The sequence below is a fragment of the Thermoflexus sp. genome, assembly GCF_042408365.1.
In the GTDB taxonomy this organism is placed as follows: Bacteria; Chloroflexota; Anaerolineae; order Thermoflexales; family Thermoflexaceae; genus Thermoflexus.
Genome location: NZ_JBHOQJ010000287.1, coordinates 1 through 26619, shown reverse-complemented (window position 1 = coordinate 26619; position 26619 = coordinate 1). Strand labels below are relative to the sequence as shown.

The 26619-nt window shown below is 64.1% G+C and carries 24 protein-coding genes and 1 tRNA gene; 19 read left to right on the top strand and 6 right to left on the bottom strand.

The window, feature by feature from the left end:
• Positions 1–151: 151 nt before the first annotated feature.
• Entirely contained in the window at positions 152–784 is a 633-nt protein-coding gene (gene upp, locus ACFMO5_RS13220) for a uracil phosphoribosyltransferase (protein ID WP_376793219.1), read from the top strand.
• A gap of 54 nt (positions 785–838) precedes the next feature.
• On the top strand, positions 839–3463 hold the full coding sequence (locus tag ACFMO5_RS13215) for a CBS domain-containing protein (protein WP_376793218.1): 2625 nt from the start codon (positions 839–841) through the stop codon (positions 3461–3463).
• A 36-nt stretch (positions 3464–3499) separates the two neighbouring features.
• On the opposite strand, the gene ACFMO5_RS13210 is transcribed toward ACFMO5_RS13215, so the two are convergent.
• Complete coding sequence (locus ACFMO5_RS13210) at positions 3500–4852, bottom strand: 8-oxoguanine deaminase (RefSeq protein ID WP_376793217.1); 1353 nt, start codon at positions 4850–4852, stop codon at positions 3500–3502.
• Positions 4853–5354: 502 nt separating this feature from the next.
• Here ACFMO5_RS13210 and ACFMO5_RS13205 point away from each other — a divergent pair.
• Positions 5355–5795 (top strand): plastocyanin/azurin family copper-binding protein, encoded by a 441-nt coding sequence (locus ACFMO5_RS13205; RefSeq protein WP_376793216.1) that lies wholly within the window; start codon positions 5355–5357, stop codon positions 5793–5795.
• A gap of 44 nt (positions 5796–5839) precedes the next feature.
• Here ACFMO5_RS13205 and ACFMO5_RS13200 read toward each other — a convergent pair whose 3' ends face one another.
• Complete coding sequence (locus ACFMO5_RS13200) at positions 5840–8068, bottom strand: glycoside hydrolase family 36 protein (protein ID WP_376793215.1); 2229 nt, start codon at positions 8066–8068, stop codon at positions 5840–5842.
• Between the two features lie 228 nt (positions 8069–8296).
• Between ACFMO5_RS13200 and ACFMO5_RS13195 the strand changes: the two genes are divergently transcribed.
• The 5 genes from ACFMO5_RS13195 (at position 8297) to ACFMO5_RS13175 (ending at position 13052) form a co-directional block, all read left to right on the top strand.
• Positions 8297–8626, top strand: coding sequence for an ArsR/SmtB family transcription factor (locus ACFMO5_RS13195; protein WP_376793214.1), 330 nt, complete (start codon positions 8297–8299; stop codon positions 8624–8626).
• A gap of 41 nt (positions 8627–8667) precedes the next feature.
• The gene (locus ACFMO5_RS13190; protein ID WP_376793213.1) at positions 8668–10767 is read left to right on the top strand and encodes a heavy metal translocating P-type ATPase; all 2100 of its coding nucleotides are present in this window, start codon (positions 8668–8670) and stop codon (positions 10765–10767) included.
• A 133-nt stretch (positions 10768–10900) separates the two neighbouring features.
• Positions 10901–11263, top strand: coding sequence for a hypothetical protein (locus ACFMO5_RS13185; protein ID WP_376793212.1), 363 nt, complete (start codon positions 10901–10903; stop codon positions 11261–11263).
• 142 nt (positions 11264–11405) lie between these two features.
• The gene (locus ACFMO5_RS13180; RefSeq protein WP_376793211.1) at positions 11406–11876 is read left to right on the top strand and encodes an RpiB/LacA/LacB family sugar-phosphate isomerase; all 471 of its coding nucleotides are present in this window, start codon (positions 11406–11408) and stop codon (positions 11874–11876) included.
• A gap of 27 nt (positions 11877–11903) precedes the next feature.
• Positions 11904–13052, top strand: a complete 1149-nt coding sequence (locus ACFMO5_RS13175; protein WP_376793210.1) for a radical SAM protein — start codon at positions 11904–11906, stop codon at positions 13050–13052.
• A gap of 47 nt (positions 13053–13099) precedes the next feature.
• On the opposite strand, the gene ACFMO5_RS13170 is transcribed toward ACFMO5_RS13175, so the two are convergent.
• The 4 genes from ACFMO5_RS13170 to ACFMO5_RS13155 form a co-directional block, all read right to left on the bottom strand.
• Positions 13100–13264, bottom strand: a complete 165-nt coding sequence (locus ACFMO5_RS13170) for a hypothetical protein (protein ID WP_376793209.1) — start codon at positions 13262–13264, stop codon at positions 13100–13102.
• A 143-nt stretch (positions 13265–13407) separates the two neighbouring features.
• Positions 13408–13483, bottom strand: a tRNA-Asn gene (locus ACFMO5_RS13165).
• Between the two features lie 129 nt (positions 13484–13612).
• Positions 13613–14284, bottom strand: coding sequence for a Maf family protein (locus ACFMO5_RS13160; protein ID WP_376793208.1), 672 nt, complete (start codon positions 14282–14284; stop codon positions 13613–13615).
• Positions 14285–14524: 240 nt separating this feature from the next.
• Positions 14525–15673: a hypothetical protein gene (locus tag ACFMO5_RS13155; protein WP_376793207.1), complete on the bottom strand. Its 1149-nt coding sequence runs from the start codon at positions 15671–15673 to the stop codon at positions 14525–14527.
• Between the two features lie 679 nt (positions 15674–16352).
• Here ACFMO5_RS13155 and ACFMO5_RS13150 point away from each other — a divergent pair.
• From ACFMO5_RS13150 to ACFMO5_RS13100, 11 genes are all read left to right on the top strand, one after another.
• Positions 16353–17246, top strand: coding sequence for a patatin-like phospholipase family protein (locus ACFMO5_RS13150; protein ID WP_376793206.1), 894 nt, complete (start codon positions 16353–16355; stop codon positions 17244–17246).
• Positions 17247–17261: 15 nt separating this feature from the next.
• Positions 17262–17930, top strand: coding sequence for a response regulator (locus tag ACFMO5_RS13145; protein WP_376793205.1), 669 nt, complete (start codon positions 17262–17264; stop codon positions 17928–17930).
• Positions 17931–19190, top strand: coding sequence for a hemolysin family protein (locus ACFMO5_RS13140; RefSeq protein WP_376793204.1), 1260 nt, complete (start codon positions 17931–17933; stop codon positions 19188–19190).
• A 192-nt stretch (positions 19191–19382) separates the two neighbouring features.
• The gene (locus ACFMO5_RS13135) at positions 19383–20111 is read left to right on the top strand and encodes an amino acid ABC transporter ATP-binding protein (RefSeq protein WP_376793220.1); all 729 of its coding nucleotides are present in this window, start codon (positions 19383–19385) and stop codon (positions 20109–20111) included.
• A gap of 71 nt (positions 20112–20182) precedes the next feature.
• Positions 20183–21076, top strand: a complete 894-nt coding sequence (locus ACFMO5_RS13130; protein WP_376793203.1) for a transporter substrate-binding domain-containing protein — start codon at positions 20183–20185, stop codon at positions 21074–21076.
• Positions 21077–21314: 238 nt separating this feature from the next.
• Positions 21315–21956, top strand: coding sequence for an amino acid ABC transporter permease (locus tag ACFMO5_RS13125; RefSeq protein ID WP_376793202.1), 642 nt, complete (start codon positions 21315–21317; stop codon positions 21954–21956).
• A 137-nt stretch (positions 21957–22093) separates the two neighbouring features.
• The gene (locus ACFMO5_RS13120; protein WP_376793201.1) at positions 22094–22858 is read left to right on the top strand and encodes an amino acid ABC transporter permease; all 765 of its coding nucleotides are present in this window, start codon (positions 22094–22096) and stop codon (positions 22856–22858) included.
• Between the two features lie 171 nt (positions 22859–23029).
• On the top strand, positions 23030–23431 hold the full coding sequence (gene cdd / locus ACFMO5_RS13115; protein WP_376793200.1) for a cytidine deaminase: 402 nt from the start codon (positions 23030–23032) through the stop codon (positions 23429–23431).
• A gap of 26 nt (positions 23432–23457) precedes the next feature.
• Positions 23458–24786 carry an LCP family protein gene (locus ACFMO5_RS13110; RefSeq protein ID WP_376793199.1) on the top strand — a complete coding sequence of 443 codons (1329 nt, stop codon included), beginning with the start codon at positions 23458–23460 and terminating at the stop codon, positions 24784–24786.
• Positions 24787–24878: 92 nt separating this feature from the next.
• Positions 24879–26057 carry an acyl-CoA dehydrogenase gene (locus tag ACFMO5_RS13105; protein WP_376793198.1) on the top strand — a complete coding sequence of 393 codons (1179 nt, stop codon included), beginning with the start codon at positions 24879–24881 and terminating at the stop codon, positions 26055–26057.
• 359 nt (positions 26058–26416) lie between these two features.
• The coding region (locus ACFMO5_RS13100; protein WP_376793197.1) for a DNA gyrase subunit A at positions 26417–26619 on the top strand (203 nt) is incomplete at its 3' end.

Sequence of the window (26619 nt, the reverse complement as noted above, 5' to 3'; positions counted from 1 at the left end):
GTTGGGCCGGGGGCCGAAGGCTCCCGGCCCAACCCTGAAGGGGGAGAGGCCATCGACTCCCTCCGCCGCATATCTTTAAAACCAATTGCGGACGGATCACGGCCAGGCCGCTGGTCGTGATTCTTAACTTTAGCATAGAGGGGCGCTGCCTATGACTCAAGTCCGGGTCATCCATCATCCCGTGGTTCAGCATAAGCTCACCGAGCTGCGCGATCATCGAACGGGCCCCAAGCGGTTTCGGGAGCTGCTTCGGGAGATCACCCCCCTGTTGCTGTATGAGGCCACTCAGGACCTGGAGGTGGAAGATGTATCCGTGAGCACGCCGATGGGGGAGGCCCGGGGGCGGCGTTTGCGGGGGACCATCGGCCTGGTGCCCATCCTGCGGGCCGGGTTGGGGATGGTGGAAGGCGCCCTCCAGGTGTTCCCGGAGGCCCAGGTCTGGCATCTCGGCATCTATCGGGATGAGCGCACCCTGCAGCCGATCGCCTATTACAACCGGTTGCCTCCTCAGCCGACGGTGACTTGGTGCTTCATCCTGGACCCGATGCTGGCGACGGGGGGATCCGCGGTGGCGGCGGCGGATATCCTGAAGCGTTGGGGAGTCCCCCGCATTGTCTTCGTGGGGGTGATCGCCGCACCCGAAGGGATCGAGCGCTTCGCTCAGGCCCATCCGGAGATCCCGGTTTACGTGGCAGCAGTGGATAGCCATCTGAACCCGCATGGCTTCATCGTCCCCGGGTTAGGGGATGCGGGCGATCGCCAATTCGGAACCGGAATGTCATAAGATCACCGGGATCGCCAACCCCTCTTACCGGATCCATGGATAGCGGAGCGTTGGATGGAGGAAGGTCTGACGCTGATCCTCACCCATGAGAACGCCGATTTCGACGCGGTGGCCGCTCAACTGGCGGCGGCCAAACTCTACCCGCGGGCCATCCCCGTGCTCCCCCGACGGGTGAACCGGAATGTGCGCGCCTTCCTGAACTTATATGGGGATCAGCTGCCGTTCCTGCTCCCGGATGAGCTGGTCCGACGCCCGGTCGATCAGGTGATCCTGGTGGATGCCCAGACGATGGCGACGGTGCGGGGGATAGGGCCTCAGACCCGGGTGCAGATCATCGATCACCATCCGCTTGCCCGGGAGCTGCCTCCCGGCTGGACCTATCACGGCGAACCGGTAGGGGCTACCACCACGCTCCTGGTGGAGTGGCTTGCCGAGCGGGGGATCGGCCTGACGTGGGTGGAGGCCACGTTCATGCTGCTGGGGATTTATGAGGACACCGGGTCCCTGACGTATCCATCGACCACCCCCCGGGACCTGCGGGCTGCGGCGTGGTTGATCGAGCGCGGGGCCGACCTGGCCCTCCTCAGCGAGTTCCTTCACCATCCGCTCTCGGAAGCTCAGCGCCGCCTGTATGATCGTCTGATCGAGTCGGCGGAGACGCGGGAGATCGAAGGGCACACGGTGGTGATCGCCGCGGCCCGCGCGGACGGTTTTATGGAGGAAGTTTCTACCGTGGCCCATCGGCTCCGGGATCTTTTCGAACCTTCCGCGCTGTTCGTGCTGGTGGAGTTCGATGGGCACATCCAAATGGTCTGCCGCACCACAACGGATGACATCGATGCCGGCGGTGTGGCCGCTCACTTTGGCGGCGGAGGCCATGCACGGGCGGCCGCCGCGGTGATCCGAGATCGTTCCCTCGAGGAGGTCCGGGAGGAGCTTCTTCGGATCCTGCCTCGCTACATCCGGCCCGCAACGACCGTGGCGGAGATCATGTCCCGTGGGGTCCGCGTCCTCGACCCGGATCTGCCCATCAGCGAGGCGGCCCGGGAGATGCAGTGGACCGGCCACGAAGGCTTTCCGGTGGTTCGGGAGGGGCGGGTGATCGGCTTGTTGACCCGCCGCGCGGTGGATCGGGCGCTCCAACACGGCCTGGGGGGGCAGCCGGTGGAGCGGGTGATGGAGAAGGGTGAGGTGTTCGTCCTCCCCTCCGATCCAGTGGAGAAGGTGCAGCGCTTGATGATCGAAACCGGCTGGGGGCAGATCCCGGTGGTCGAGGACGGCGAGGTGGTCGGCATCGTCACCCGCACCGATTTGATCAAGCTGTGGGGGGAGCGCCTTAAGGTGCGCCCCCGCCTCAGCGTGGCCTCCGCCATGGAAGCCGCCTTTCCGCCCCCCTGGTTGGCCCTGGTGCGGGAGATCGGGGCGACAGCGCAATCGATGGGGTTCACCGCCTACTTCGTGGGCGGCCTGGTTCGCGATCTCATCCTGAACCATCCCATCGTGGATGTCGATATCGTGGTGGAGGGGGATGCCATCGCCCTCGCGGACGCGATGCGGGCGCGGCATGGGGGGCGCGTGGTGGCCCACCGGCGTTTCGGGACCGCCAAGTGGTTGCTGGAGGGGGTGACGATCGCCACGCCCGCTGGAACGGTGGAGGGGCTGAAGGCGATCGACTTCGTCACCGCCCGCCGCGAGTTCTACGCCCATCCGACCGCCCTGCCTCAGGTGGAGCCGAGCTCCATCAAACAGGACCTGCACCGGCGGGATTTCACGATAAACACCCTGGCCGTTTGTCTGAGCCCAGAGCGGTTCGGGGAACTTCTGGACTTTTACGGGGGGTTGCAGGACCTTCAACAGGGCCTCATTCGGGTGCTTCATTCCCTGAGCTTTGTGGAAGATCCGACGCGTATCCTTCGCGCAGCCCGTTTGGAGGCCCGTCTGGGATTTCGGGTGGAGCCCCGGACGGAGGAGCTGATCCACCACGCCGTGGATCTTCTGGCCCGGGTGAGCGGGGAGCGGATCCGTCATGAGATGGATCTGATCCTGGCGGAGATGGCTCCGGAGCGGATCCTGGCCCGGCTGGGGGAGTGGCGGGCCCTCCCCTTTGTGATGCCTGGGCTTCAAGCGGACGAGTGGTTGAGGGAGCGCTTCGAGATCATGCGGACCGCTCTGGATCAAGGGGAGTGGCGGGTGATCGAGGGGATCCCGCCGGAGCGATGGCGGATCCTGTCGGGGTGGGGGTTAATGATCTATCGCCTAACCTCCACGCAGCGAGAGCAGGCGATTCGGCGGTTGCGTTTCCCGGCGCGCGAGGCGGATGTGCTGCGGGGGGTTCACGAGGTCAAAGGGAAACTCGATCAGCTATCGGAACCGTTGAAGCCCAGCACGGTGGCCGAGCATTTGGATTTCTACCCGGTCATCGTCCTTTTCGTCGTTTGGGTCGCGGCCCCTTCGGGCCGGGCCAGGGAGAACCTTCATGCGTATGCACACCAGTGGCGTGGGATCCGGCCGATCCTGCGAGGGGATGACCTGCGACAGCTGGGCGTCCCTCCGGGCCCTGGGCTCGGGAAACTGCTACAGGCTTTGCGGGCCGCCCGCCTGGATGGGGAGGTGCGGACGCTGGAGGATGAAATCGCGTTCGTGAGGGAACGGTTATCGAAGTCCCGAATCCGCCAGTGAACGCTGTGGGGCGGCGACCTCGCCGCCCCACAGCCTTTATTCCCCGCGCACGATCCGTCGGGCGATCCGGTTATGTTGCTCGACCAGGCGTCCCTCTTCCACGGTGAGCAGATGCCCATCCTGAATGATCACCTTTCCTTGGACCACCACCCAATCCGCCGGGCGGGGCTGGCAGAACACGAGGGCCGCCACCGGATCGTGCAGAGCCCCAGCGTAATCGAGACGATCCAGCCGCCAGGCGGCGAAATCGGCCGCCTTGCCCGGCGCCAATTGCCCGATGTCCTCCCGTCCCAGGACCGCCGCGCCGCCCCGGGTGGCCAGCCAGAGGGCTTCCTCGGCGGTGAGGGCGTCCGGCCGTTCCAAGGCGACCCGCTGCAGGAGCAGCGCCTGTCGGGCCTCCGCCAACATGTGCGAGGAGTCATTGCTGGCGCTGCCATCCACCCCTAGCCCCACGTTGACCCCGCGGTCCAGCATGGCGCGGACCGGCGCGACCCCGGAGGCCAGGCGCATGTTGGAGCTGGGACAGTGGGCGACGCCCGCCCTGACGCGGGCGAGGAAGGCGATCTCCTCTTGGTTCACATGCACCATATGGGCGAACCACACATCGGGGCCCTCCCATCCCAGCTCCGCGGCGAAGGCCACCGGCCGCCGGCCGAAACGGGCCAGGCAGTATTCTTCTTCATCCCGCGTCTCGGCCAGGTGGGTATGGAGCATCACCCCATAGTGGCGGGCCATCTTCGCGGCCTCCCGCATGAGATCCGGGGTGACGGAGAAGGGGGAACATGGGGCCAGGGCCACGCGGCACATGGCGTAGGGGCGAGGGTCGTGATACATCTCGATGACCCGTTGCATATCCTTCAGGATGGCGTCCTCCTCTTCGACCACCGAATCCGGCGGAAGACCCCCTTTGGATTCCCCCAGGGACATGGCCCCACGGGTCGCATGGAATCGGATCCCGATCTCCTGGGCGGCGCGGATCTCGTCGTCGAGCCGCGCGCCGTTGGGGAAAAGATACAGGTGATCGCTGGTGGTCGTGCAGCCCGAGTGGAGGAGCTCCGCCATCCCGACCAACGCGCTGATGTAGACGGCCTCCCCGTCCATGCGCGCCCAGATCGGATAGAGGGTGCGCAGCCAGTCGAACAGCTTGGCGTTCTGAGCGATCGCCCGGGTGAGGGTCTGATAAAGATGATGATGGGTGTTGACCAGGCCCGGGAGCACCACCATCCCGCTGGCGTCGATCACGAGATCCGCCTCTGAAGGCAGAGCGGCGGTAGGCCCAACCTGTTCGATCACCCCATCCCGGGCGAAGAGGCCGCCGTCGGGGATACGGCGGCGTGCGTCGTCCATGGTCACGAGCACCTCAGCATGGCGCACCAGCAAAGTCGGCATCGGAGGGCCTCCGTGGGGAAAATCATCAACAGCCGAAACGCCGGATAGGATCCGGGAGGATTTTACCTTGACGGAGGGGGAGATACAATCTTCCCCTGGTCTCCTCCTTCCTGGGGGAGGCTTAAGAAAGTAGGGGTGGTCGCTCCAGGATGCTGTTTCCCCTCATTCGACCCTCCTTTCCCCGTTGAGGGCCACAAGGGCAAAGCGCATGCTCTCCGTTCTTTTCGCGATTCGGTGATCTCCTCGTCTGCCCCTTGCGTATTTCCCTATAGCCAGAGGGCGAACCCGGCGCGAAAGACCCTCTCCACCATCGGACGCCAGGGGGATTAGTGCACGCTCGATGCATCAGGCGGAGAACGAGTATCCATGCCCTGGATGGGGCGTGCAAGACCCCCTTCGTGATCAGACGTCAGGAGAAACTTGAGATCCGCGGACTGGTGTTCACAGAACGAAAACAGGCGCTTACACGCCACAGCCATAATACAAACAAGGAGGATCAAAAATGGCTCGCTTCGTTCAGGCGTTCGGCATATGCCTGCTTCTGGGGATCACGGCCTGCGCGGCACCGGTGGTGCCGGCAGCGCCGACCGCAACTCCTTCGTCCCCAACGCCGACCATGGGGGCGGTCGCCTCGCCGACTCCGGCTGGAGGCCCTCCGCAGGTGATGATCAAGAATTTCGCCTTCCGCCCGGCCGAGCTGGAGGTGGCGGTGGGAACCACCGTGGAATGGATCAACCAGGAGGAAGCCGTACCCCACACGGTGACCAGTGGAAGCCCGGACCAGCCCAGCGGGGTGTTTGATTCGGGGCGGCTGCAGCCAGGGGATTCCTTCCGCTTCACGTTTAACCAGCCGGGGACCTACGAGTATTTTTGCAGCATTCATACCCGCATGCGGGGGCGTATCGTCGTGAAACCCGCGCCGGCTTCGGGCTACGATTACTAATCTGTATCGCCCATGGGCGGGCGCAAGGCCCGGCCCTACCAAATTTATAGGATGAAGGCCTCCAGGCGCCCGTGGCCTTGGAGCGCGAGGGCCACCTTCCAGATCCCCGGCCCCACGAGGGAGGCGACCACGGGCTCCCCGTTCCATCGAAGGGTGAAACCCTCCCCCGGCGCATAGAACCAGAGCGCCCCCACGGTCCACGGTTCTCGAAAAAGCTCCCAGCGCCCCTCGGTTTCCCCCTCCTCCAACCCGATGATCTCAAGCCCCGGCGGCAGGCGGAGGGTGGAGCCAAGCCATTGAAAGCCGGATCGGATCGGCCGCAGGATCCAGAGGGCGGCGCCGTGGGGCGGCAGCGCGATCGAGAGCCGGCCTTCCAGCCGTTGCACCGTGTGGGACCAGAACTCAAATCCCCACATGGCTTTCGGAAGCCCCAGGGCCTCTAAAGCGATTTCTCCCTCCCAGGGACGATCCTCCGGATTCAGAAGGCCGATCCACACGACCGGGGCGCCGGCCAGATCCCCATGCAGGCAGAGGAGGCGGGGGAACTCCCGCTCGAACAGATCCGGGATCTCCGGCCGCCGTCCGTGAGGAGGGAGGAGGGCGGACCACAGGGCCAGGCGATCTTCCTTCAACTCAAGCACCGGATCGCTATCGATCACCATCCCGCCGCCCAAAGCTATGACGGTGATCCACAAGCGCACCTCCTCTTCGGAGAGCAACGTGCGGTTGGAGCGGATCAACAGGCAATCGGGATCGTTCCACCACCAACGTCCATGCATCCAAGCGCGGGTGAGGGCGTTGCGGGCTGCGTTGCGGAGGGCGGGGAGGCTCCGCTCGCGGCGGAACAGGGATGGGATGCCGAACAGACGGGGGGCCCAGTGGGGCGCCACATCCGACCCGATCCGCATGCCGTCCACCAGGCCGATCGCCGGGCCCAACGGGCATCCGCACCCGAGCAGAAAGGCTTCCTCGCCGGCCGCCTCCCGGATCGCCTGCAGGCCCCGTCGGAGGGCTTGGGCGCGCGTGGCTCTCGCCTCGTAGCGGCGGCCCGGAAGGGCCGCCGCGTAGAGAAAATCCAGCTTCAGGTAGGGGAATCCCCAGCGGTGGACCGCTGTGGCGATGACCTCTCGAAGCCATTCCTCAACGCCCGGATGGGTGGGGTCCAGCGCGCGAAGCCATCGGTACCAATTGAACCCCGCGGAGACCGGTCGCCCCCGGGCATCTCGCAGCAGCCAATCCGGATGCTCCCGGGTCACCCGGGAGTCCGGCCAGGCCAGGAAAGGGGCCAACCACAGGCCGGGGGTGAAACCGGCTTCCCGGATCGCCTGCGCCAACGGGGCGACCCCCTTCGGGAAGCGGGGGCTGAACCGGGTCCAGTCCCCCACGGCGGCCTGGAAGCCGTCATCGATCTGGACTATATCGATGGGGATCTGGTTCCGCCGCGCGGCGAGGGCACGCAGGTTGTCCAGGATATCGCGATCCCGCACGTGGGTGTAGTAGAAATACCACGAACACCAGCCCGAAGGAACCGGAGCGCGCGTCCGGGGGCGCATCGCCCGGGCGACGGCCTCCGCGTAACGCCCGAAAGGGTCGGGATCCGTGGCGTTCCGCCATTCCACCCAGATCCATTCGGAAGCGATCTCTTCGTCAGGGCCGAGGGGGATCCCATCCAATTCGGCGTAGACGCTGAGCTGTGGGATGCGGCGCAGATCCAGTTCGATCTTGACGAACTGATCCGCGGTCGTGATCTGGCCGACGATCAGTGCGCGCTCCCCGATGATCAGGGCGGCGGCCAGATCGCTGCGACGGAGCCCTCGAGGTCCGGGCGGGGTGCCGACATCGAAGGTCATCGGCGCGCCGAAAGATCCCAGCCGGGTGCCGAAATCGGGAGCGGCCGCGGAGGTGGTTCCGGTGAAGCTCCACGAGTGGAACCCGTTTTGATAGAGCCGCCAGTGGGATGGAGGTGGAGGAGCTTCGATCGGTCCGGTGAGAACGGCCATGCGGCGCAAGGATACGGGGGGAGCCGCCCGACGGCGCACCCGCAGTTGGACGCTCGTTGCGTCCCGGTAATGACGCATGATCCGAACCGCCTCCCATCCCGCCGTTCGGAAAACCTCCCTGTGCTCCTGGAAGGGCCCGTGGAGGTCTTGTCCGATCGCGGAGACTTCCTCAACCGGCTGCCAGCACGCCGGCGGCCAGGCGGAGCCATCCATCGCTTCCAGGGCGATCCGCACCGGCCAGCGGATACCCGAGAGGTCTGCAAAAGTGAACATGTTCCTTTCACCCTTAGGGGGCTAACGAAAGCCGATCCCGCAGCGGTTAGGACATCCGTCCCTTGTCTCCCCGTTGAATTTTGGCGATATCCGGTGGAAGGGCAAATGATCCCCTCGCCGGGCAACGGTTCGGTCTGCACGCCCCTGTTCTTGACGACGCGGGGAGAATGGACGATAATATTGTTAAATGATTATGTAATTATATACCAATGCAAAGAGGCGCTTGCGATGGCTGTGGTCCAGAACCGATCGCTCACCCTCAAGGCCAAGTTCTTTCGCGGGCTGGCGGACCCGTCGCGCCTGGCGTTGCTCGAAGCGCTGCGGGGAGGCGAGAAGACCGTGTCTGAGCTCGTCGCGGCGACCGGGCTGTCGCAGCCGAACGCCTCAGCCCACCTGGCCTGTCTCAAGGAGTGCGGCCTGGTGACCAGCCGCCCGCAGGGTCGGTTTGTGTACTACGCGCTTGCCGACCCGCGGATCGAGGACCTGTTGCGGATCGCCGAGGGGATCCTTGCGGACGTGGCGGCGCAAGTGTACGCGTGCACCCGCTATGAAGGTTGAGGAAAGTCGAGGCGGTGGTCATCCATCGGGGAGGTTCGAGCGTGACAGCAGTCGAAACGGTTGAAATCGCCGTCAAGGGCATGGACTGCGCCGAGTGCGCCCGGCGTGTTCAGGAGGCCGTCGCCCAGCTCCCCGGCGTGGAGTCGGCTCATTTCCTACTGTCCTCGGAGAAACTCGTCGTCCGGCTCGACCCCACGCGCGCGGATCTGCCGGCGATTCGTCAAGCCATCGAGCGCATGGGTTATTCGGTCACCAGCTCCGCCATACCCTCCGTTGCCCCCATGGGTGGCTTCGCACGCCGCATGACGGTTTCGCTGGCCGTTGTGTTCGGCGTTGTCCTGGGCCTGGTGGTCGCAGGGGAATGGCTGGGCTTGTTCGAGAAATTGAACGAACGGATCCCCTTCCCCGTCGGCCTCGCGATCGTCATCGTGGGAGGGCTTCCGATCTTTCGGAATGTGGCGCGCGCCGCGCTCCGGCGGCAGATCACCTCTCATACGCTCATGACGCTGGGAGCCATCGCGGCCCTCGCCGTCGGCGAATGGGTGGCGGCGGCGATCGTGGTGGTCTTCATGCGGGTGGGGGATTATGTGGAACGCCTCACCGCCGAAAGCGCCCGCCGCGCCGTGAGGGAGCTCATCGCGATGGCGCCGCAAACCGCTCGCGTGGAACGCGATGGCGTGGAGATGGAAGTGCCGGCTTCCACAGTGAAAGCCGGAGAGGTCGTGATCGTCCGCCCCGGGGAAAGGATCCCGGTGGATGGCGAAGTGATCGCCGGACATGCGGTGATCGACCAATCGGCGATCACCGGCGAGTCCATGCCGGTTGAGGTGGCCAGGGGTTCGCACGTTTTCGCCGCTACGATCGTTAGGGCAGGGAGCCTGCGCGTGAAAACCCTCCGGGTCGGCGCGGACACCACGTTCGGCCGCGTGATCCAAATGGTGGAGGAGGCCGAAGCCCATCGCGCCGATGTCCAGCGCCTCGCCGATCGGTTCAGCGCGTATTACCTGCCGATCGTCGTCGGGATCGCCGCCTTTACGTTTCTCGTCAGCCGCAACCCGTTGGCCACCGCCGCCGTTCTGGTCGTGGCCTGCTCCTGTTCCTTCGCTTTGGCCACGCCGGTTGCGATGCTGGCCTCCATCGGCGCCAGCGCCCGGCGCGGCCTGCTGATCAAAGGCGGCAAGCATCTTGAAACGCTGGCGCGCGCCGATGTCGTGCTGGTGGATAAAACGGGCACCCTCACGTTGGGCCAGCCTCGGATCACCGATGTGGTTTCGCTCAACGGCATGCCGCCCGCTGAGCTCCTTGCCCTCGCTGCCTCCGCCGAGCGTTACTCGGAACATCCATTGGCCGAGGCGGTGCGCTCCGCCGCCCGGGCTTGGGGCCTGACCCCGCTGGAGCCGGAGGATTTCGAAGCCCTCCCCGGCTTGGGCGTTCGAGCGCGGGTCAACGGCCGCTCCGTCACCGTTGGGAATCGACGACTGGTTCCGCTGCCAGAGCCATTGCCTGTTGTTCAGCAGCTGGAGGCGGACGGTAAGACGCTGCTGTTTGTCGCCCTGAACGGGGAGCCTGCGGCCATCCTCGCTGCCGCCGACACGCTCCGTCCCGAAGTCCCCATCGCCCTCGCCGAATTGCGGGGCCTTGGCGTCCAGCATATCGAGTTGCTCACAGGCGATAACGAGCGCGCCGCGGCCGCGCTCGCCCGAGCGCTTGGCGTTCCATATCGTGCCAACCTCCTGCCCGAAGACAAGATCAGGGTTGTGAAGGACTATCAGGCCCAGGGACACACGGTGGTCATGATCGGGGACGGTGTGAACGACGCCCCCGCCCTGGCGCAGGCGGATGTGGGCATCGCTATGGGCGCTGCAGGCTCGGACATCGCGATTGAAGCCGCCCACATCGCTCTGATGCGTGAGGACTGGAGGCTCATCCCAGAGCTTTTCCGGATCGCCCGCCGCACGATGCATGTGGTCCGGATCAATCTGGCCTTCACGGCGGTCTATAACCTGACGGGCCTGGCGCTGGCCGCCTTGGGCATCCTACCTCCCACCCTGGCCGCTGCGGCGCAATCGCTGCCGGATCTGGGCATCCTTGGCAATTCGTCGCGGCTGCTGCGACAAGGCCAGGGGGTTGATCGGGGATAGGCCGCCCATGACGCCCGGCCATGTTCCCCAACCCCCACGAAAAACCATGGGGAAGAAGCACCGCAGATTCGGGTCATCGCTGGGTAAACCGTGTAAAATGGGGAATAGAGCTCCCAAAAAGGCAAAGCCTGGGATGCGCTTACCCTTTTCGATACTGACGGCTCTCGAACGTTACCGCCATCGGGCGCCGGTGGTGGCGGCCATCGAGCCGGAGCCCCAGCCGGAGCGGTTACAGTGGTGGGAAGCGGCGGCTCCGCCGATCGCCGGAACAGGGGCCGCCCTGGCGGTGGTCACGCCGGAGCCGGTGACCCTTCGCGGCGCGGTGAACGTCGCGGGGTGGACGCTTGGGCCTCCGAGCACAAAAATCCCTGGGGTATGGATCCTCGACGCCTATCTGGAGCCCCGGGCTCGTCTGGATGCCGCTTCTCTGGATCCCGCTTTGCTGCATCAGGTCCTAACCTGGGTCGAAGGGATCCAACATGAATGCCCAGAGTGAGGCGCCCCCGAATGGCCCGGGGGGCCGGAGATCGCTGAGGAAGCGATGGAGGGCTAAAGCGTCCGGCAGCGAACAAAGTGCTATCGAGGGGGAGATCTTTCCCGGATTTTGTCGGATCAGTCCTGGTTCCGGAGGGAGTGTCATGCGGATCGCCGTGGGGAGCGATGAGCGCACCCATCTCACCGATGTCGTCCTGGAGGAATTGCGCCGCCGTGGATTCGAGGTGGAGCCTGTCGGCCCTCTGGCAGGGGTCAAGCAGTCCTGGTCCGAGGTGGCCCGCATGGTGGCGGAGAAGGTCGCCCGGGGGGAGGCGGACGAGGGGATCCTGTTCTGCTGGACGGGGACAGGGGTGAGCATCGCGGCCAACAAGGTCCCGGGGATCCGGGCGGCGCTTTGCGATGACGCCGAAACCGCCCGGGGGGCCCGCCTTTGGAACAACGCGAACGTGCTCTGTATGAGCCTGCGTCGGACCTCCGAGGCGATCGCCAAGGAGATCCTGGAGGCCTGGTTCAACACCCGTTACATCCCGAATCCGGAGGACGATGCCTGCCTGGCTCAGGTCGAGGCGATCGAACGAGATTACCGGAAGGCTCCGGAGGCCGTTGCCTCTTAGAGGACCCGCTCGTAAGGGATGTGGCGAATGGATCTGGACACCCGGTTGGTTCTTTTAGCTCAGGCGGCGATTTGGGAACCCGCTGAGGAAGTGAGCCCAGCGGGACGGCCTGGGGCCTCGCTGATGGATTGCATCTATGAGGCGAGCGTCCAGGGTCGGACCGTTCGTCTCTTGAAGGTTTTGTTGACCTCCGCCTGCGAACGGGATTGTTATTATTGTCCGTTCCGGGCCGGCCGCTCTTTCCGCCGCGCCACGTTTCAGCCGGACGAACTGGCCCGGGTCTTTTATGCGATGTATCAGCGGGGGCTGGTGGATGGGTTGTTCCTGAGCTCGGGGATCCTGGGGGGAGGGGTGCGAACCCAGGATCGGTTGGTGGCGGTTGCGGAGTTGCTCCGACGGCGTTACGGTTACCGGGGGTATCTACATCTCAAGCTGATGCCCGGCGCCGGGGCGGATCAAGTGCGGGAGGCCATGCGCTGGGCGGATCGGGTTTCGATCAATTTGGAGGCCCCGAACCCGGAGCGGCTATCCCGTCTGGCGCCCCATAAAGACTTTATGGGGGAGCTGGAACGCCCGCTCTACACGGCCGGACGGATCCGTCGGGAGGAGCCTCCAGGGATCACCTGGTCCGGGCGCTGGCCCTCGCTGACCACCCAGATGGTGGTGGGCGCCGCGGGGGAGAGCGATCGAGAGCTCCTGGCGACGACCGCCCGGCTGCATCGGGAGATCGGCCTCGCCCGTGTGTATTTCTCGCCTTTCCATCCGGTGCCGGACACGCCGCTGGAACACCTCCCGCCCGCTCCACCCTTGCGAGCCCGGCGCCTTTATCAGGCCGAATGGCTGCTGCGGGCTTACGGTTTCCGGTTCGAGGAACTGCCCTTTGACGAAACAGGGAACTTACCGCTTCAGGAGGATCCGAAGCTGGCTTGGGCGCGCCGGGCCCTGGCCGATCAGCCGGTGGAGATCAACCGGGCCTCCTATGAGGAATTGGTGCGGGTCCCAGGGATCGGTCCGAAGACCGCGCGGGCGCTGCTCCAGGCCCGACGGGAGGGCGCGCTCACCCGGCCGGAGGGCCTGACCGCCCTGGGCGTCTCCCTCGCGCGGGCCGCCCCCTTCATCACCCTTAACGGACGGCGGCCCGCCCATACGCTGCCGTTGCCGATGGACCGCTCGTGAGGGGCTCCAATCCGGGGGAGGCGGCGCCTGCTTCGCTCGGCTGTCGTTTAGGGATCTGAGCAGTCCCGCATGCGCCCGCAGTTCGGACAGCGGAGTTTGCAATGGATCTCCTCCATGGGGAAGCCGCAGACCTCGCATTGGCGGTCCTCCAGTGCGTCCTGGGCTTCCGGAAGCTCCCCCAGCGCCTCATTCGGTAGAACTTCGCCTGGCATTCCTGCCTCCCCCGGTCAGAGATTCCTTTCAGGAGCGAATCGGCGCCTGGCAACGCCCCGCCGGCCTTGGACCTAGGGGCGCCATCAGGGAGCATCGTGAGCTGCGTTCGGTATGAACAAAAAAGGCCGCCGTCAGGCGGCCTTGGCTCCCCGGGGAGGACTCGAACCTCCAACCCGCCGGTTAACAGCCGGCTGCTCTGCCTGTTGAGCTACCGGGGAAGGTCATGAACATTATAAAGATTCCGGACGAAGACGTCAAGGTGAGGGGGCTCCACGGGTTTTAAGGGATCCGGAGCGACCGCCCCCGCTGGATCCCAGTGTGCTTTCCCTCAGGGAGGAAGCGCGTCTTCAATCCGGTTGGTTCGGAGCGGGGAAGATCTCTGGGTAAACCAGGCAACGGTGCTGGAGGGCGATCTGGCAGCGCTCCGGGAGGGCCGCTGGGGGAGACCAGCCCCAGCGGCGCAACGCTCGGGCGAGGTGACAGAGCGGCAGGCCCACCACGGCGGCGTAGCACCCCGTGACCTCTTCGGCAGGTCGGAAACCCGCATGCTGGATGGCGTAAGCGCCTGCCTTGTCGAGCGGATCGCCGGTGGCAAGGTAGGCTTCGATCTCTTCGTCCGTGTAGGCGCGCATCTTAACCCATGTGGTGGCGACCTCGAGAAGACATTCATGCCGATCCGGGTGGTAGAGGGCAACAGCGGTATGCACCGCATGGGATCGCCCGCGCAGTGCACGAAGCATCGCCCGGGCTTCGGGGATCCCCTCCGGTTTGCCCAGGATTTTCCCCTCCAGCTCCACCACGGTGTCTGCGGCCAGGATCAAGGCCTCGGGGGCCTGCTGGGCCGCCGCCATGGCCTTGGCGATCGCCAGGCGGGCGGCGCAAGCCGCAGGAGCCTCCAGCGGCTCCGGGGTCTCGTCGATGGAAACGGGCATGATCTCCACAGGATGTTCGAGGATCTGGATCAACATCTGGCGCCGCGGAGAGGTGGACGCCAGAATCCAGCGTTCCGGGAGCCTCATCCTTTTCTCCTCTTCCTCAGTTTGGGGAACTTTGGAGGGTGGGGCCGCCGAAGGCCACCCCACCCTCCCCAAAATCCTTCGACTTCCTCCTCGTGGAGAGGGGGGAGGAGGGGAGCTTGCTCCGTACGAGGGGAGGGCTCGAATGAGAAGCTGAGCTGTCCGTTTGTCCACAGTCCGGAGAGGAAAGGCGGGGCGCTTGAAAAGCCTGGCCGAACACACCCGCTGCGGCTTTTCAACTTGTTACGGATTCGGATGGGCCCGCAGATAATCCTCGAACAGCTCACGGAACGGTTCCACCATGACCTCATAAGGGTCCTGATTGTCAAAGGCCCCCGCGATATAGATCGTCGCCCCAATCACATAATCATCCTTCTGAAGCTCCTCATCATACCACCAGAGCTGGCGAAGGTAGAAGAAGTAAGGGTCCCCGAATCCCTGTTGCTGCCAATAGCCCAGGTAATTTCGCCATCCTCGGTTGGGCGGCCCCTGAAACGTGGGGATGTCATCGATCCCCGTCTCGGTGATCGCAATTGGGATCTGATAGGCGGGCGGCACCATATAGCGATATACCTTGCGATAGCGTAAGGTGAACCATCCTTCTCCGATCTGGTGATCCACCCCCGCGTCCATGGTAGGAGAAGCGTATTCGTGAAGGGCCAGGATCCCCCCCAATTGTCTGGCGACTTGGAGGGCCGGGAGGAAATCGACCCACAGCTCCAGGTCGGGCGAGCCATTGGGGAAGTTCCCGATCGCGCACTTCAGGCCGCGCTCGGCCATCAGTTTCATCCGCTCGATCTCGAACTGGGCGAAGAGGCGCATCACCTCATGGTTGTGCGGCCGCGGCTCGTTATGGCCTTCCCAATAGTCGATATGGGGATTGCTCAAGTAGATATCCATGAACCGGTTGACATACCATTCCGCCGCCGCCCGCATGTCGGTGCGCCCATCCCGGATGTGCTCCTCAAATCCGAAGTTGTGGTTCCGGGTGATCCGGCCGATGAGGATGGTGTTGGGGGACCCCGCCTTGATCTCAGGCGCCCGTCCGAAGTCGTCGATGATCTTCACCACCCGCATTCGGGTGTTGACGATCAGGTTGATGATGTGCACATCCCGGAACCACTGAACCACGATCCCCAGTTTGCTGGGGCGTGGGAACGTCGGCCACGGCGTCTTGGTGGGCGTTGGCGCAGGCGTCGGCGAAGCCGGCACCGGCGTGTCGGTCGGGATCGGCGTGATCGAGGGCGATGGGCTGGGGATCGGGCTGGGCGAGGAGGTTGGGAAAGGCGTGGGCGTGCGCAGCCCCACGGCGCGTGCGCAGGCGCCAGCCGCCAGGCCCAATCCGATCCACCCCATTTGTTGCAGAAGCTTGCGACGGGTCCAACGGGACATCAATCGAACTTCTCCTTCATTGGGTAGGGGAAAGGTGTTACTGGAATCCAAACCAATCTCCGGCTTTCCCTCAGGACTGCTAGAAACGTCCTGCCGGATATCTTGAGATTATAAGTTGAAGCGAACCGCCTTGTCCACCGATGTCTAAAGTCGTCAGGGCTTTTCAAAGGGGGAATGACCCCTCCTCTCTCCCCGCCACCTTTCGGGCGGCGGGGAGGGAGGAGAAAATTTTTTCGGGGGCTGGGCCGGGGGCTTCGGCCCCCTGCCCAGCCTCCGAAAACCCCCTTTGAACGTCTTCCTTGAAATAAGCCCGCGAACCACCCGGTAAGCTTCCACATTGGTTCCTCAGAGCCCGTGGAACCTGCTTTCAGCGTAGAGGCCGTGTAGGGGCACCCCTTATGGATGCCCCTACATGACTGGATTTTTACTAATCCCCGGTCCAGTTATAATTCAAATGGGCGGATGGATCTGGGATGGGGAGGCTTAGGTCATCCATTTGGTGTGGGCGATCGTAAATATGGACTTCAGCCCCTCCCCCTAGATCTCCTTATCCATGCGGAAAGGCGGGTGCTTCACGCGCCAACGAGCCCTCAGGGGCTCCCAAGGGATTCAAACACTTGGGGAGGCTGGACAAGCCATCTTCGGCGGCCTTCAATTCCCTGGTTTCAAGGAGCGCGCCATGCGATGGGGGATCCGACGCCAGCATCGGCTGGGGATTGCCCTAAGCGGCGGGGGGGCGCGGGGCTTTGCCCACATTCGAGTGCTTCAGGTGCTGATCGAGGCGGGTTGGCGGCCGGAGATCGTCACCGGCACCAGCGCCGGCGGGATCGTGGGCGGGTTGTTTGCCGCCGGGTTTCCGCCCAAGACCATCGAGGCGCTGGCCCGCCGTATTGGATGGCGGATGTTCATGCAGCTGGATCCGAGCGGGAGCGCCCTGGTCGGAACGAAACACTTGGCTCGCTTCCTCCGCGAGACGGTGGGGGATGTGCGGATCGAGGACCTCCCCATTCGCTTTGCGGCCGTGGCTGTGGATCTGGACACCGGGGAGGAGATCTGGATCGATCGGGGCCCGCTGGTGGAGGCGATGCTGGCCACCAGCGCTTTTCCTGGGGTCTTCCCTCCGGTTCTGTGGGAGGGGCGACGCCTGGTGGATGGGGGGGTGCTGAATCCCTTACCGGTGGACGCCGCGCGGGCGCTGGGGGCAACTTTTGTGATCGGTGTGGACCTCAGCGGGATGGACTCTGCGGGGAGGGACCAACGTTTTCGGGAGGAGCTGCCTGGTCCACTGCTGATCCGATGGCTGAGCCGGCGATCGCGCTGGAACCAGACGATGGAAGTGATATTCCGTTCGGTGGGGCTTATGGCGCGGTGGATCACGGAGGTCCGTCTGGCCCAATCACCGCCGGATTGGCTGATCCGCGTGCCCACGGGGGATATCCCGATGTTCGCGCTGGATCTCGCGCCAGAGATTCTCGAGCGGGGAGAACAGGCCGCTCGCGCTGCCCTCGCGGGGCTGGAACAGGCGATGGCCCGTCCCCGTTGGTTGCGCCGGCTTCTCCCTCAGGTCGCCTGACCAGGAGGTGGGGGGATGCGAACGATTCGGATTATGATCGTTGACGACCACGAGGTGGTGCGGGTGGGTTTGCGGGCGTTGCTGGAACGGCGGCCGGATTTTCGGGTGGTGGCGGAGGCGGGATCGGCTGAGGAGGCCGTTCAGAAGGCTGCCGATCACCGCCCGGATGTGGTGGTGATGGATATCCGCCTCCCAGGGGGGAACGGCATCGAGGCCACGCGAAGGATCCTCGAAGCGCTCCCGGAGACCCGCGTGATCATGCTGACCTCCTACGCGGAGGACGAGCTGCTCCTGGAGGCGATCGAGGCGGGGGCCTCCGGTTATGTGCTGAAGCAAATCGGTAGCGATGAGTTGATCACGGCGATCGAACGGGTGGCCCGAGGGGAGGCCCTGATCGATCCCTCGATGACCCCCCGCTTGCTCCGGCATGTGCGGGCGGCGCGGCGCAGCGCCATGGCCTCCGCCTTCAAGGATCTCACCGAGCAGGAGCTGCGGGTGCTCGCTCTGATCGCCGAAGGGAAGACCAATCGGGAGATCGCTCAGACGCTATTCCTCAGCGAAGGGACGGTGCGGAACTACGTCAGCAGCATTCTCAGCAAGCTCGGGCTATCCAATCGCGCAGAAGCCGCTGCCTATGCGGTGGAGCACAATATTAAGGCTTACTTGGATGAGGGGTTAGGGTAGATGGACGGAAGGAGTGGTTGGATTGTTGGATTAGGTGTGTTCGTTGGCCTGATGTTGCGGGCCTGGATCGTGGCCTCAGAAGCAGCGATCCTTGCCCTCCCGGAAGAGAAACAACGGGCCTGGATCCAGGAGAGGCGTTTTCTAGCTTCCTGGATTTATCGCCTAAATGAAGAGAGCACGATCCGACTCCAGACCCTCCAGCTGTGGCTTCTCTTCTTGGATCTTGCGGTGGCCGGATGGGTGACCTTCTGGCTTTTTGGGAGCTCGGGGCTATCCATATGGATGCCTCTCCTCTGGCTCCTTCTGGCATGGGGGTTGCGCGGCCCCGCGGAGTCTTGGCCCCGCGCCCTGGGCCATCGATATGCGGAAGCCCTCGCTGTCCCCGGCGCTTTAACGCTGATGCCGCTGTGTTGGCTCCTTGCCCCCCTGCGTCATCTGGCGGTTCGCATCGGACCACGGGTGGAGGGGCGGGTTGCTCCGGCGGTCAACGAAGCGGAGCTCCGCACCCTGGTGGACGCGGGGGAGGAGGGCGGCGTCATCGAGGCCACCGAGAAAGAGATGATCGTTTCGATCTTTGAGCTCCACGATACGGTGGCGGGGGAGATCATGGTCCCCCGACCGGATATGGTGGCGATCCCGGTGACGGCCTCGCTCTCCGAAGCCCTCAATGTGATCCTCCAGGCGGGCTACTCCCGCATCCCGGTCTACGAGGGCACCATCGATCACATCGTCGGTGTGCTTTACGCCAAGGACCTCCTCCGCCTGATGCGGGATGGGATCCAAGAAGCCTCCCTCGCCGAGCTGTTGCGCCCCCCTTATTTCGTCCCTGAGGGCAAGCGCATCGTCGACCTGCTCCGGGAGATGCAGCAGCGGAAGGTCCATATGGCGATCGTCGTGGATGAATATGGGGGGGTGGCCGGCTTGGTGACGATCGAGGATATTCTGGAGGAGATCGTGGGCGAGATCCAGGATGAGTTCGACCGCTCGGAGGAGCCTCTGGTGCTGCCCATCGATGAACGCACCTACCTCTTTGATGGCCGGGTCGATCTGGAGGAGGTCCGGGAGCTGCTGGGGGCTACACTATCGGCGGAGGGAGCCGATACCCTGGCGGGCTATATCTACGAACGTTTGGGACGCATTCCTGTCGCTGGGGAGACTTTTACGGATGGGGGTCTGGAGTTTCGGGTGGAAGAGGTTCTTGGCCGTCGCATTCGTAAGATCCGGGTCCGGCGGGTGGAGGCCTCGGACGCCGGTTCCTGATGCTCCGGGAGGTGCGAACCATTGAGGGCATCCCGTCAAGGCCTGGGCGATCCTCCGAGCGGTGGGTTCCCTTGCGGTGGGGTCCTTCCGCCTCCTCTCGCGGGCTCCAACTCCTAATATAATAACCCTGAGGACGAGCGCGGTGGGTCATATCCATCTATGTTGGGGAAGCCGATGATGGGGAAGCGGCCAATCATCTCATTCCGCCAGGTCAACAAGTGGTTTGGGAGCCTGCACGTTCTGCGGGACATCACCCTGGATATCTACGAGGGGGAAGTGGTGGTGATCTTCGGCCCCAGCGGGGGCGGAAAGAGCACCCTGATCCGTACCATCAACCGGCTCGAACCGATCGACTCCGGGGAACTGTGGGTGGACGGCATCCCGGTGCACGACCCGAAGATCAACGTCAACCGGCTCCGTCAGGAGATCGGCATGGTGTTTCAGCAGTTCAATCTGTTCCCGCACCTGACGGTGCTGGAGAACATCATCCTGGGGCCGGTGCATGTGAAAAAAGTGCCGCGGGCGGAGGCGGAGCGGCTGGCCATGCAGCTCCTGGAGCGCGTGGGGATCCCGGAGAAAGCCCATGCCTATCCAGCCCAACTCTCCGGCGGCCAGCAGCAGCGCGTGGCCATCGCCCGGGGCCTGGCGATGCGGCCGAAGATCATGCTGTTCGATGAGCCGACCAGCGCCCTGGATCCCGAGATGATCAAAGAGGTGCTCGATGTGATGGAGGATCTGGCGCGGGAGGGGATGACCATGGTGGTGGTGACCCACGAGATGGGTTTCGCCCGCCACGTGGCGGATCGGATGGTGTTCCTGGAAGGCGGTCGGATCGTGGAGATTGGGACCCCGGATGAGATCTTCGAGAGCCCAAAGCACGAGCGCACACGGATCTTCCTGAGTCAGGTCTTGCGCCATTAAGGCCATGGGTATGAAACGCGGGGGATAGGTCTTCATCTTCCCCCGCTGATTTTTATTCCAGGAGGTGCGCGATGGGTTGCAAATTCCCCCGATGGCTGTGGCTCGCATGGATCCTTGCCCTGCTGCTGGCTGCCTGTCAGGCGCCTGGCGGGGCTCCGCCGGCTCGAAAGGGCCGTGCCCCCTTGGCTCCCGAAGGAACCCTCCTGCGTAAGATTCAAGATCGCGGGAAGCTGATTTGCGGCACGAAGTACGATATCCCCACCTTCGGCTATCTGAACCCCCAGACCAACCAAGTGGAAGGCTTCGATGTGGAGATCTGCCGCGCCGTGGCGGAATATATCTTCGGCGACCCCAATGCCGTGGAGATTAAAGAAGCGATTTCCAAGAACCGCATCCCCTTCCTGAAAGAAGGGGTGGTGGACATCGTCGCCTCGACGATGACCATTAACGAAGAGCGCCTGAAGGAGATCGACTTCTCGATCGTTTACTACGTCGCCGGGCAATCCCTCCTGGTCCCCAAGAACAGCCCGATCAACGGGCTCCCGGACCTCAAGGGCAAACGGGTGGGCACGGTGAAGGGATCGACCTCGGAGAAGAACATCCGGGCGGTCTCCGAGCAGCAGGGCCTGAACATCGAGGTGGTGCTCTTCGACACCTACTCCGAGGCGGTGGCGGCGATGGACGCCGGGCGGGTCGATGCGGTGACGACCGACGACATCATCCTCTACGGTTTTGTGCGCAAGGAGCCTGAGAAGTGGAAGGTCGTCGGGGGTCGCTTCACCGTGGAGCCCTATGGCGTAGGGGTGAAGAAGGGCGAGAAGGAGTTGCTGGAAGTGGTCAACACGGTGATCAAGGAGCTCAAGACCTCCGGGCGCTGGAAGGAGATCTACAAGAAGTGGATCCCCAGCGACACGGTGCCCGAGCCGCCGCCCGATGACTGGCGAGCAGCAGGCCAGTCTCAATGATGCGCCATGGAGGGGCACGCTGGGCGCTGAAAGCGCCCAGCCTGCCCCTGAATCCCCCTCGCCGCCTTTCCACCCAAGCGTCATGCTCCTTACCCAAAAACGCACGCTGATGTTAGGGCGTTGAAAGGCCACGCCCTCCCCGCAGCTCATTAGACTGTAAGCCAAGGATAGAGAGGGGGAAGGGGCAGATGGCCCCTCCATCGAATACCTCCGAAATTCAGGTGGACAAAGCACGCCAATGAGCCCCACCGAAATCTGGCATTATCTGCTTTTGGGTTTGTGGACAACGCTGCGCCTCTCCTTAGCCAGCATGGGCGTAGCCCTGATCTTGGGGACCTTGATCGGGGTCCTGCGGGTGGCGCCCGTGGCGGTCCTCCGCTGGTTCGCTGCCGGCTATGTGGAGTTCTTCCGGGACATCCCCTTGCTTCCGGTGCTGGTCTTTGTCTACAGCGGGTTGCCTAAGGCAGGCCTGCGATTGCCCACCTCGTTTGATAGCGCGGTGGCCGGCTTGGGGGTTTACACAGCCGCCTTTGTGGCCGAGGTGGTGCGTGCCGGCCTTCAATCCATCCACCGGGGACAGATCGAAGCCGCCCTCTCCCTCGGGATGTCCTTCCCCCAGATGGTTCGCCTGGTGCTGTTGCCGCAGGCCTTCCGGATGATGATCCCTCCCCTGGGCACCGTGTTCATCGCGCTGGTGAAGAACACCTCCATCGCCTCCGCGATTGCGGTGGAGGAGCTGCTCTACCAGGCGGAGTTCATCATCGGCCGCACATTTGCAGACTGGCCTATGCTGATCGCCTTTCTGCTCTACCTGGTCATCACGGTCCCCCTCAGTGGGATCGTGAATTTCATGGAGCGTCGCTTGCGGATTATGTTCTGAGCAAACCTCGCAGCCCAATGGGCTGCGGGGAGGGGAAGAGAAAATCCTTGGGGCTGGGGGCCGCCAAAGGCGGCCCCCAGCCCCAAGGATCCCCAGGGGAAACGGTTGGAAATTAGATACGCTCAGAGGTGGGATCGATGCAGACCCAGGAGCGGCCCTGGCAGACATTTCTTGGGGTGGTGATGGTGCTGATCCTGATCCCGTTGGCGTTCCGGATGGAGCCGGCGCGGTTCGTGCCGTTCACATGGGCTTCCACCTGGCGGTTCCTCGTTCTGGGGCTGGTGCTTACCCTGGAAGCCTCCGTCATCGCCATCCTGGCCAGCATCCCGCTGGCCCTGTTCTTCGCTCTGGCCCGCCACAGCGGCCCTTCATGGCTACGTTACCCGGTGATCGCCATCGTCGAAGGGATCCGGGCTCTCCCCCTGCTCGGGTTGATGTTTTACCTCTTCTTGCGTCTGAGCACCCTCGGCCGTCAGATGGGGATCGATGCGCTCACCCGGCCGGATGCGGCGGTGATCGCCGCGCTATGGCTGTATACCGGTGCGGTGAACGGCGAGGCGCTGCGAGCGGCTATTCTCTCTCTGCCTCGCGGACAGTGGGAGGCCGCCCGGTCCCTGGGTTTAACCTACGGCCAGGCCATGCGCTTGGTGATTCTCCCTCAGGCCTTTCGCCGAGCGCTCCCCCCGCTGGTCGCTCAGTTTGCCACTCTCGTCAAGGATACTTCCCTGGGGGCCATCATTGGGTTCATCGAGCTGTACCGGCGGGGGGTGATCCTTTTTCAGGGCGAGCGCAATCCGATGGAAACCCTCTATGTGGTCTCCATCATCTATTTCCTCGTGAACTACATCCTGGGTCGGATCGCTGCCATGCTGGAATATCGGCTGGGGCTCAGTCGAGGATAGCCAGCTCGAGGGTTAGGAGCGATCCCCCCAAACCCCGCGAGGAAACCGACCCCATAACTCCGAATCAACTGTGGATGAAGCATTGTTTTCTCCCTCATGGGCTTATCCTCTTTTTCTTTCCTGAGGTTTAAAATCCATGACGCCGAACCACGCTCTCAGGAGAGCTCTGGAATGGAGGATCAAGCGCTGGTCGAGCTGGCCCTTCGGATGCGGGAGCGGGCGTATGCGCCCTACTCAGGCTACCGGGTGGGGGCAGCTTTGTTGAGCGCCTCCGGTCAGGTATTTACGGGATGCAATGTGGAGAACGCTGTTTATCCTCTTGGCTTGTGCGCTGAGCGGGTCGCGGTGTTCAAGGCGATTTCGGAAGGAGAACACCGCTTCACGGTCATCGCCATCGCCACTGAGAACGGCGGCACGCCGTGTGGCGCCTGCCGCCAGGTGCTCTCCGAGTTCGCCCCGGATCTGCGAATCCTGCTGGTGGACGCCAAGGGGGAGGTGCGGGAGACCTCGTTGCGCTCCCTGCTTCCCGAGCCCTTTGGGCCTGGGGATCTCAAGGCCGTCCGCCGGGGATAGATCTTCATTGCGCAGGAGATCAAACGATGCTTGGCGGCCCGATTGCATCTTCCAAGCGCTTTCCCGTCCGTTGGCCGGGATTGCTCTGGATCTTTGGAGTGTTGGGGCTGGGGGGAGGGCTGAGCGTATGGAGTTATCGGCTCGCTTTCCAGGAGGCGCTTCGGGTTCCCTCGTCCGCTCCCCCCGCTGGCGAATCAGCAGTTTCCCCAGGGATCCCCTCACCGGGCGATTCGTTTGTTCTTCCGGAGTGGACCGGCAAGGAGCGGGTGAACATTTTGGTCCTGGGGATCGATCAGCGGGAGGGGGAGCCAGGGCCATGGCGGACGGATACGATCATGGTGGTGACCATCGATCCGGTGGGGCTCTCCGCGGGCGTGCTCTCGATCCCCAGGGATCTCTGGGTCACGATCCCCGGCTTCGGGGAGAACCGGATTAACACAGCGCACTTCCTGGGGGACGCCTACGGCTACCCTGGCGGCGGGATCGCGCTCGCTCAGGAAACCGTTCGTTACAATCTCGGGATTTCGATCGATTACTATGTGCGGGTGAACTTCACCGCCTTCGAGCAGGCGATCGACCTTCTCGGCGGCATCGATCTCTGTATCCCGGAAGCCATCGATGATCCTCGCTATCCGGATGCGCGTTATGGGTATGAACCATTCCATATCGATGCGGGTTGCCAGCACCTTGACGGTCGGACGGCATTGAAATATGCACGAACGCGGGCCACCCGCGGGGGCGACTTCGATCGGATGCGCCGGCAGCAGCAGGTGATCCAGGCGGTTCGAGAGCGGGTGTTGCGGCTGAACATGTTGCCTGCATTGATCGCCCGTGCCCCTGCTTTATGGGAGACCTTGAAAGATGGCGTGCGCACGAATTTAACCTTAGAGGAGATGATCGCGCTGGCCCGCCTGGCGGCTCGGATCCCGGAGGAGCGAATCCGTATGGTGGCGATCGGCCCTTCAATGACCCGGCCTTACACCACCCCGGATGGGGCGGAGGTTCTGGTGCGCGTCCCGGAGAAGGTCCGGGAGGCCCTGGCGGAGTTCTTCGGACCTCAGGTGCCCCGCTTGGGTGTCCGGGTGGCGGTGCGGAACGGCACGCTGCGGCCTGGCCTGGCCACCCGTGTTGCGGAAGCTCTCCGGACGTTGGGCGCGGAGATCGTGGAGGTGGGGAACGCGGATCGTTTCGATTACGTGGAGACCCAAATTCTGGTTCGTCCTGCTATGCGGGAGGCCGGCGATCAGGTGGCCGGGTGGTTGGGACTTCCCCTCGCGTCCGTCCGCGAGGCCCCGGATCTCGCCTGCGCCTGCGAGCTGCTGATCCGCCTGGGCGCGGATTTCCCAGAGCGCTGAGAAAGGGATGGCTGGCTCAGGCAGCCCATGTTGGCCCCACAAGCTCTATTCCGAATAGACGTTGAGGAGCATCCTGGATGGGAGGGCCCGCCATGGATTTCCGCCTAAATGAGGAACAACGGTTGTTCCGGCAGGCCGTCCGGGAGTTCGTCGAGCAGGAGTTGAAGCCCCGGGCTCGCCGCGTGGATGAAACTGGGGAATTTAACTGGGAAGCGGTCCGGAAGGGCGCCTCGCTGGGCCTGCTGGGGCTGACGGTTCCGGAGGCCTATGGGGGGGCGGGGCTGGATCACGTCAGCGCCGCCATCGCGATCGAAGAGATCGCCCGTGGGTGCGGCTCGACCGCCCTTTCCCTGGCGGCCCACAACGGCCTGGGCCTGGCGCCGATCGTCTTGTTCGGCAGCGAGGCCCAGAGGCGGCGATGGTTGCCGGCGTTGACCAGCGGCCGCAACGGCCTGGCGGCCCTGGCCTTAACGGAGCCCCACTGTGGCAGCGACCTGGGGGCGGTCCGCACCACGGCGGTCCGCGATGGGGACGAATGGGTGATCACCGGCCAGAAGATGTGGTGCACGAACGCGGGGATCGCTGAGATCATTGTGGTCCTCTGCCGCACGGATCCGGCGGCGGGGAAGCGGGGCCTCAGCCTGGTCATCGTCCCCACGGATGCTCCCGGGGTTTCCATCGCGCCGCCGGAGAAAAAGATGGGCCTTCACGGATCGCCGACCCACGCAGTGACCTTCGACCATGTGCGGGTGCCGATGGATCATTTGCTGGGGGAACCAGGCCGCGGCCTCCCTTATGCGTTACAGGTGCTGGATGGGGGACGCATCGGCATCGGCGCCCTTTCCGTAGGGCTCGCTCAGGCGGCCTTTGAGGAAGCCGTGCGATATGCCAAAGAGCGCACGGCCTTCGGCCAGCCCATCGCCGCTTACCAGGCAATTCAATGGATGCTGGCCGATGCGGCGGTGGAGATCGAGGCGGCGCGGCTTTTGGTGTACCGGGCGGCGTGGCTGCGGGATCAGGGGCTCCCTTACACCCAAGCGGCGGCCATGGCCAAGCTGTTCGCCAGTGAGATGGCGGAGCGGGTCACCCGCAACGCGATCCAGATCCATGGGGGATACGGATATAGCCGGGAATTCCCGGTGGAGCGGCTCTATCGAGATGCCCGGTTGATGACCATCGGGGAGGGCACCAGCGAGATCCAGCGCCTGGTCATCGCTCGCCATATCTTGGGTCTTGTGAAGACGGAGCCGATCCCGTCCGATGTGGTGTGAAGGCCGATCGGGCGAGAGGCGCTCCGCCAGCTGACCGCTGATCCCACGCGCCCCCGAGTGGGCCCCTGAGGTCCCTGGGGCTTGACCCGGTGGCCGATGATGTTGGCCGCTTCCCGATATGGCGTGAATGGCCTGCCCCCTGAGCGGGGCTTGGGCATCTGCTGAATGGGTTAAACTTAACAGCGTTGGGTGTCGATTGAAAATCGTTCTGCTTCGCCGCAAAGATGAATCCAGCAATTTCCTTCGAGGGTCTCTGGGGGCCGTCGAAGGCGGCCCCCAGCCCCCAAAGGATCTTTCTTGAAGGCCGATTCCCAATCGGCGCGATGGGCATTGCGAAACCACAGCCTTCAGGAGGCACGATGGCGGTCGAACGGGTTCAGCAGGTGGAGATCCAGGAGGAGGTGCAGCAGGCCTATCTCTCCTACGCCATGAGTGTGATTGTGGCGCGGGCGCTGCCGGATGTGCGGGATGGGCTGAAGCCGGTGCAGCGGCGCATTTTGTATGTGATGCACGAGATGGGGCTGCACCCCAACGCCCCTTACAAGAAGTCGGCGCGCATCGT

Bases quoted from the DNA above. Each gene is read 5' to 3' on its own strand.
- upp (WP_376793219.1), top strand. From the start codon at position 152: ATGACTCAAGTCCGGGTCATCCATCATCCCGTGGTTCAGCATAAGCTC.
- ACFMO5_RS13160 (WP_376793208.1), bottom strand. From the start codon at position 14,284: ATGAGGCTCCCGGAACGCTGGATTCTGGCGTCCACCTCTCCGCGGCGC.
- ACFMO5_RS13155 (WP_376793207.1), bottom strand. From the start codon at position 15,673: ATGTCCCGTTGGACCCGTCGCAAGCTTCTGCAACAAATGGGGTGGATC.
- ACFMO5_RS13205 (WP_376793216.1), top strand. From the start codon at position 5,355: ATGGCTCGCTTCGTTCAGGCGTTCGGCATATGCCTGCTTCTGGGGATC.
- ACFMO5_RS13195 (WP_376793214.1), top strand. From the start codon at position 8,297: ATGGCTGTGGTCCAGAACCGATCGCTCACCCTCAAGGCCAAGTTCTTT.
- ACFMO5_RS13120 (WP_376793201.1), top strand. From the start codon at position 22,094: ATGCAGACCCAGGAGCGGCCCTGGCAGACATTTCTTGGGGTGGTGATG.
- ACFMO5_RS13125 (WP_376793202.1), top strand. From the start codon at position 21,315: ATGAGCCCCACCGAAATCTGGCATTATCTGCTTTTGGGTTTGTGGACA.
- ACFMO5_RS13130 (WP_376793203.1), top strand. From the start codon at position 20,183: ATGGGTTGCAAATTCCCCCGATGGCTGTGGCTCGCATGGATCCTTGCC.
- ACFMO5_RS13175 (WP_376793210.1), top strand. From the start codon at position 11,904: ATGGATCTGGACACCCGGTTGGTTCTTTTAGCTCAGGCGGCGATTTGG.
- ACFMO5_RS13185 (WP_376793212.1), top strand. From the start codon at position 10,901: ATGCGCTTACCCTTTTCGATACTGACGGCTCTCGAACGTTACCGCCAT.
- ACFMO5_RS13150 (WP_376793206.1), top strand. From the start codon at position 16,353: ATGCGATGGGGGATCCGACGCCAGCATCGGCTGGGGATTGCCCTAAGC.
- ACFMO5_RS13200 (WP_376793215.1), bottom strand. From the start codon at position 8,068: ATGTTCACTTTTGCAGACCTCTCGGGTATCCGCTGGCCGGTGCGGATC.
- ACFMO5_RS13110 (WP_376793199.1), top strand. From the start codon at position 23,458: ATGCTTGGCGGCCCGATTGCATCTTCCAAGCGCTTTCCCGTCCGTTGG.
- ACFMO5_RS13210 (WP_376793217.1), bottom strand. From the start codon at position 4,852: ATGCCGACTTTGCTGGTGCGCCATGCTGAGGTGCTCGTGACCATGGAC.
- ACFMO5_RS13170 (WP_376793209.1), bottom strand. From the start codon at position 13,264: ATGCCAGGCGAAGTTCTACCGAATGAGGCGCTGGGGGAGCTTCCGGAA.
- ACFMO5_RS13180 (WP_376793211.1), top strand. From the start codon at position 11,406: ATGCGGATCGCCGTGGGGAGCGATGAGCGCACCCATCTCACCGATGTC.
- cdd (WP_376793200.1), top strand. From the start codon at position 23,030: ATGGAGGATCAAGCGCTGGTCGAGCTGGCCCTTCGGATGCGGGAGCGG.
- ACFMO5_RS13105 (WP_376793198.1), top strand. From the start codon at position 24,879: ATGGATTTCCGCCTAAATGAGGAACAACGGTTGTTCCGGCAGGCCGTC.
- ACFMO5_RS13145 (WP_376793205.1), top strand. From the start codon at position 17,262: ATGCGAACGATTCGGATTATGATCGTTGACGACCACGAGGTGGTGCGG.
- ACFMO5_RS13140 (WP_376793204.1), top strand. From the start codon at position 17,931: ATGGACGGAAGGAGTGGTTGGATTGTTGGATTAGGTGTGTTCGTTGGC.
- ACFMO5_RS13215 (WP_376793218.1), top strand. From the start codon at position 839: ATGGAGGAAGGTCTGACGCTGATCCTCACCCATGAGAACGCCGATTTC.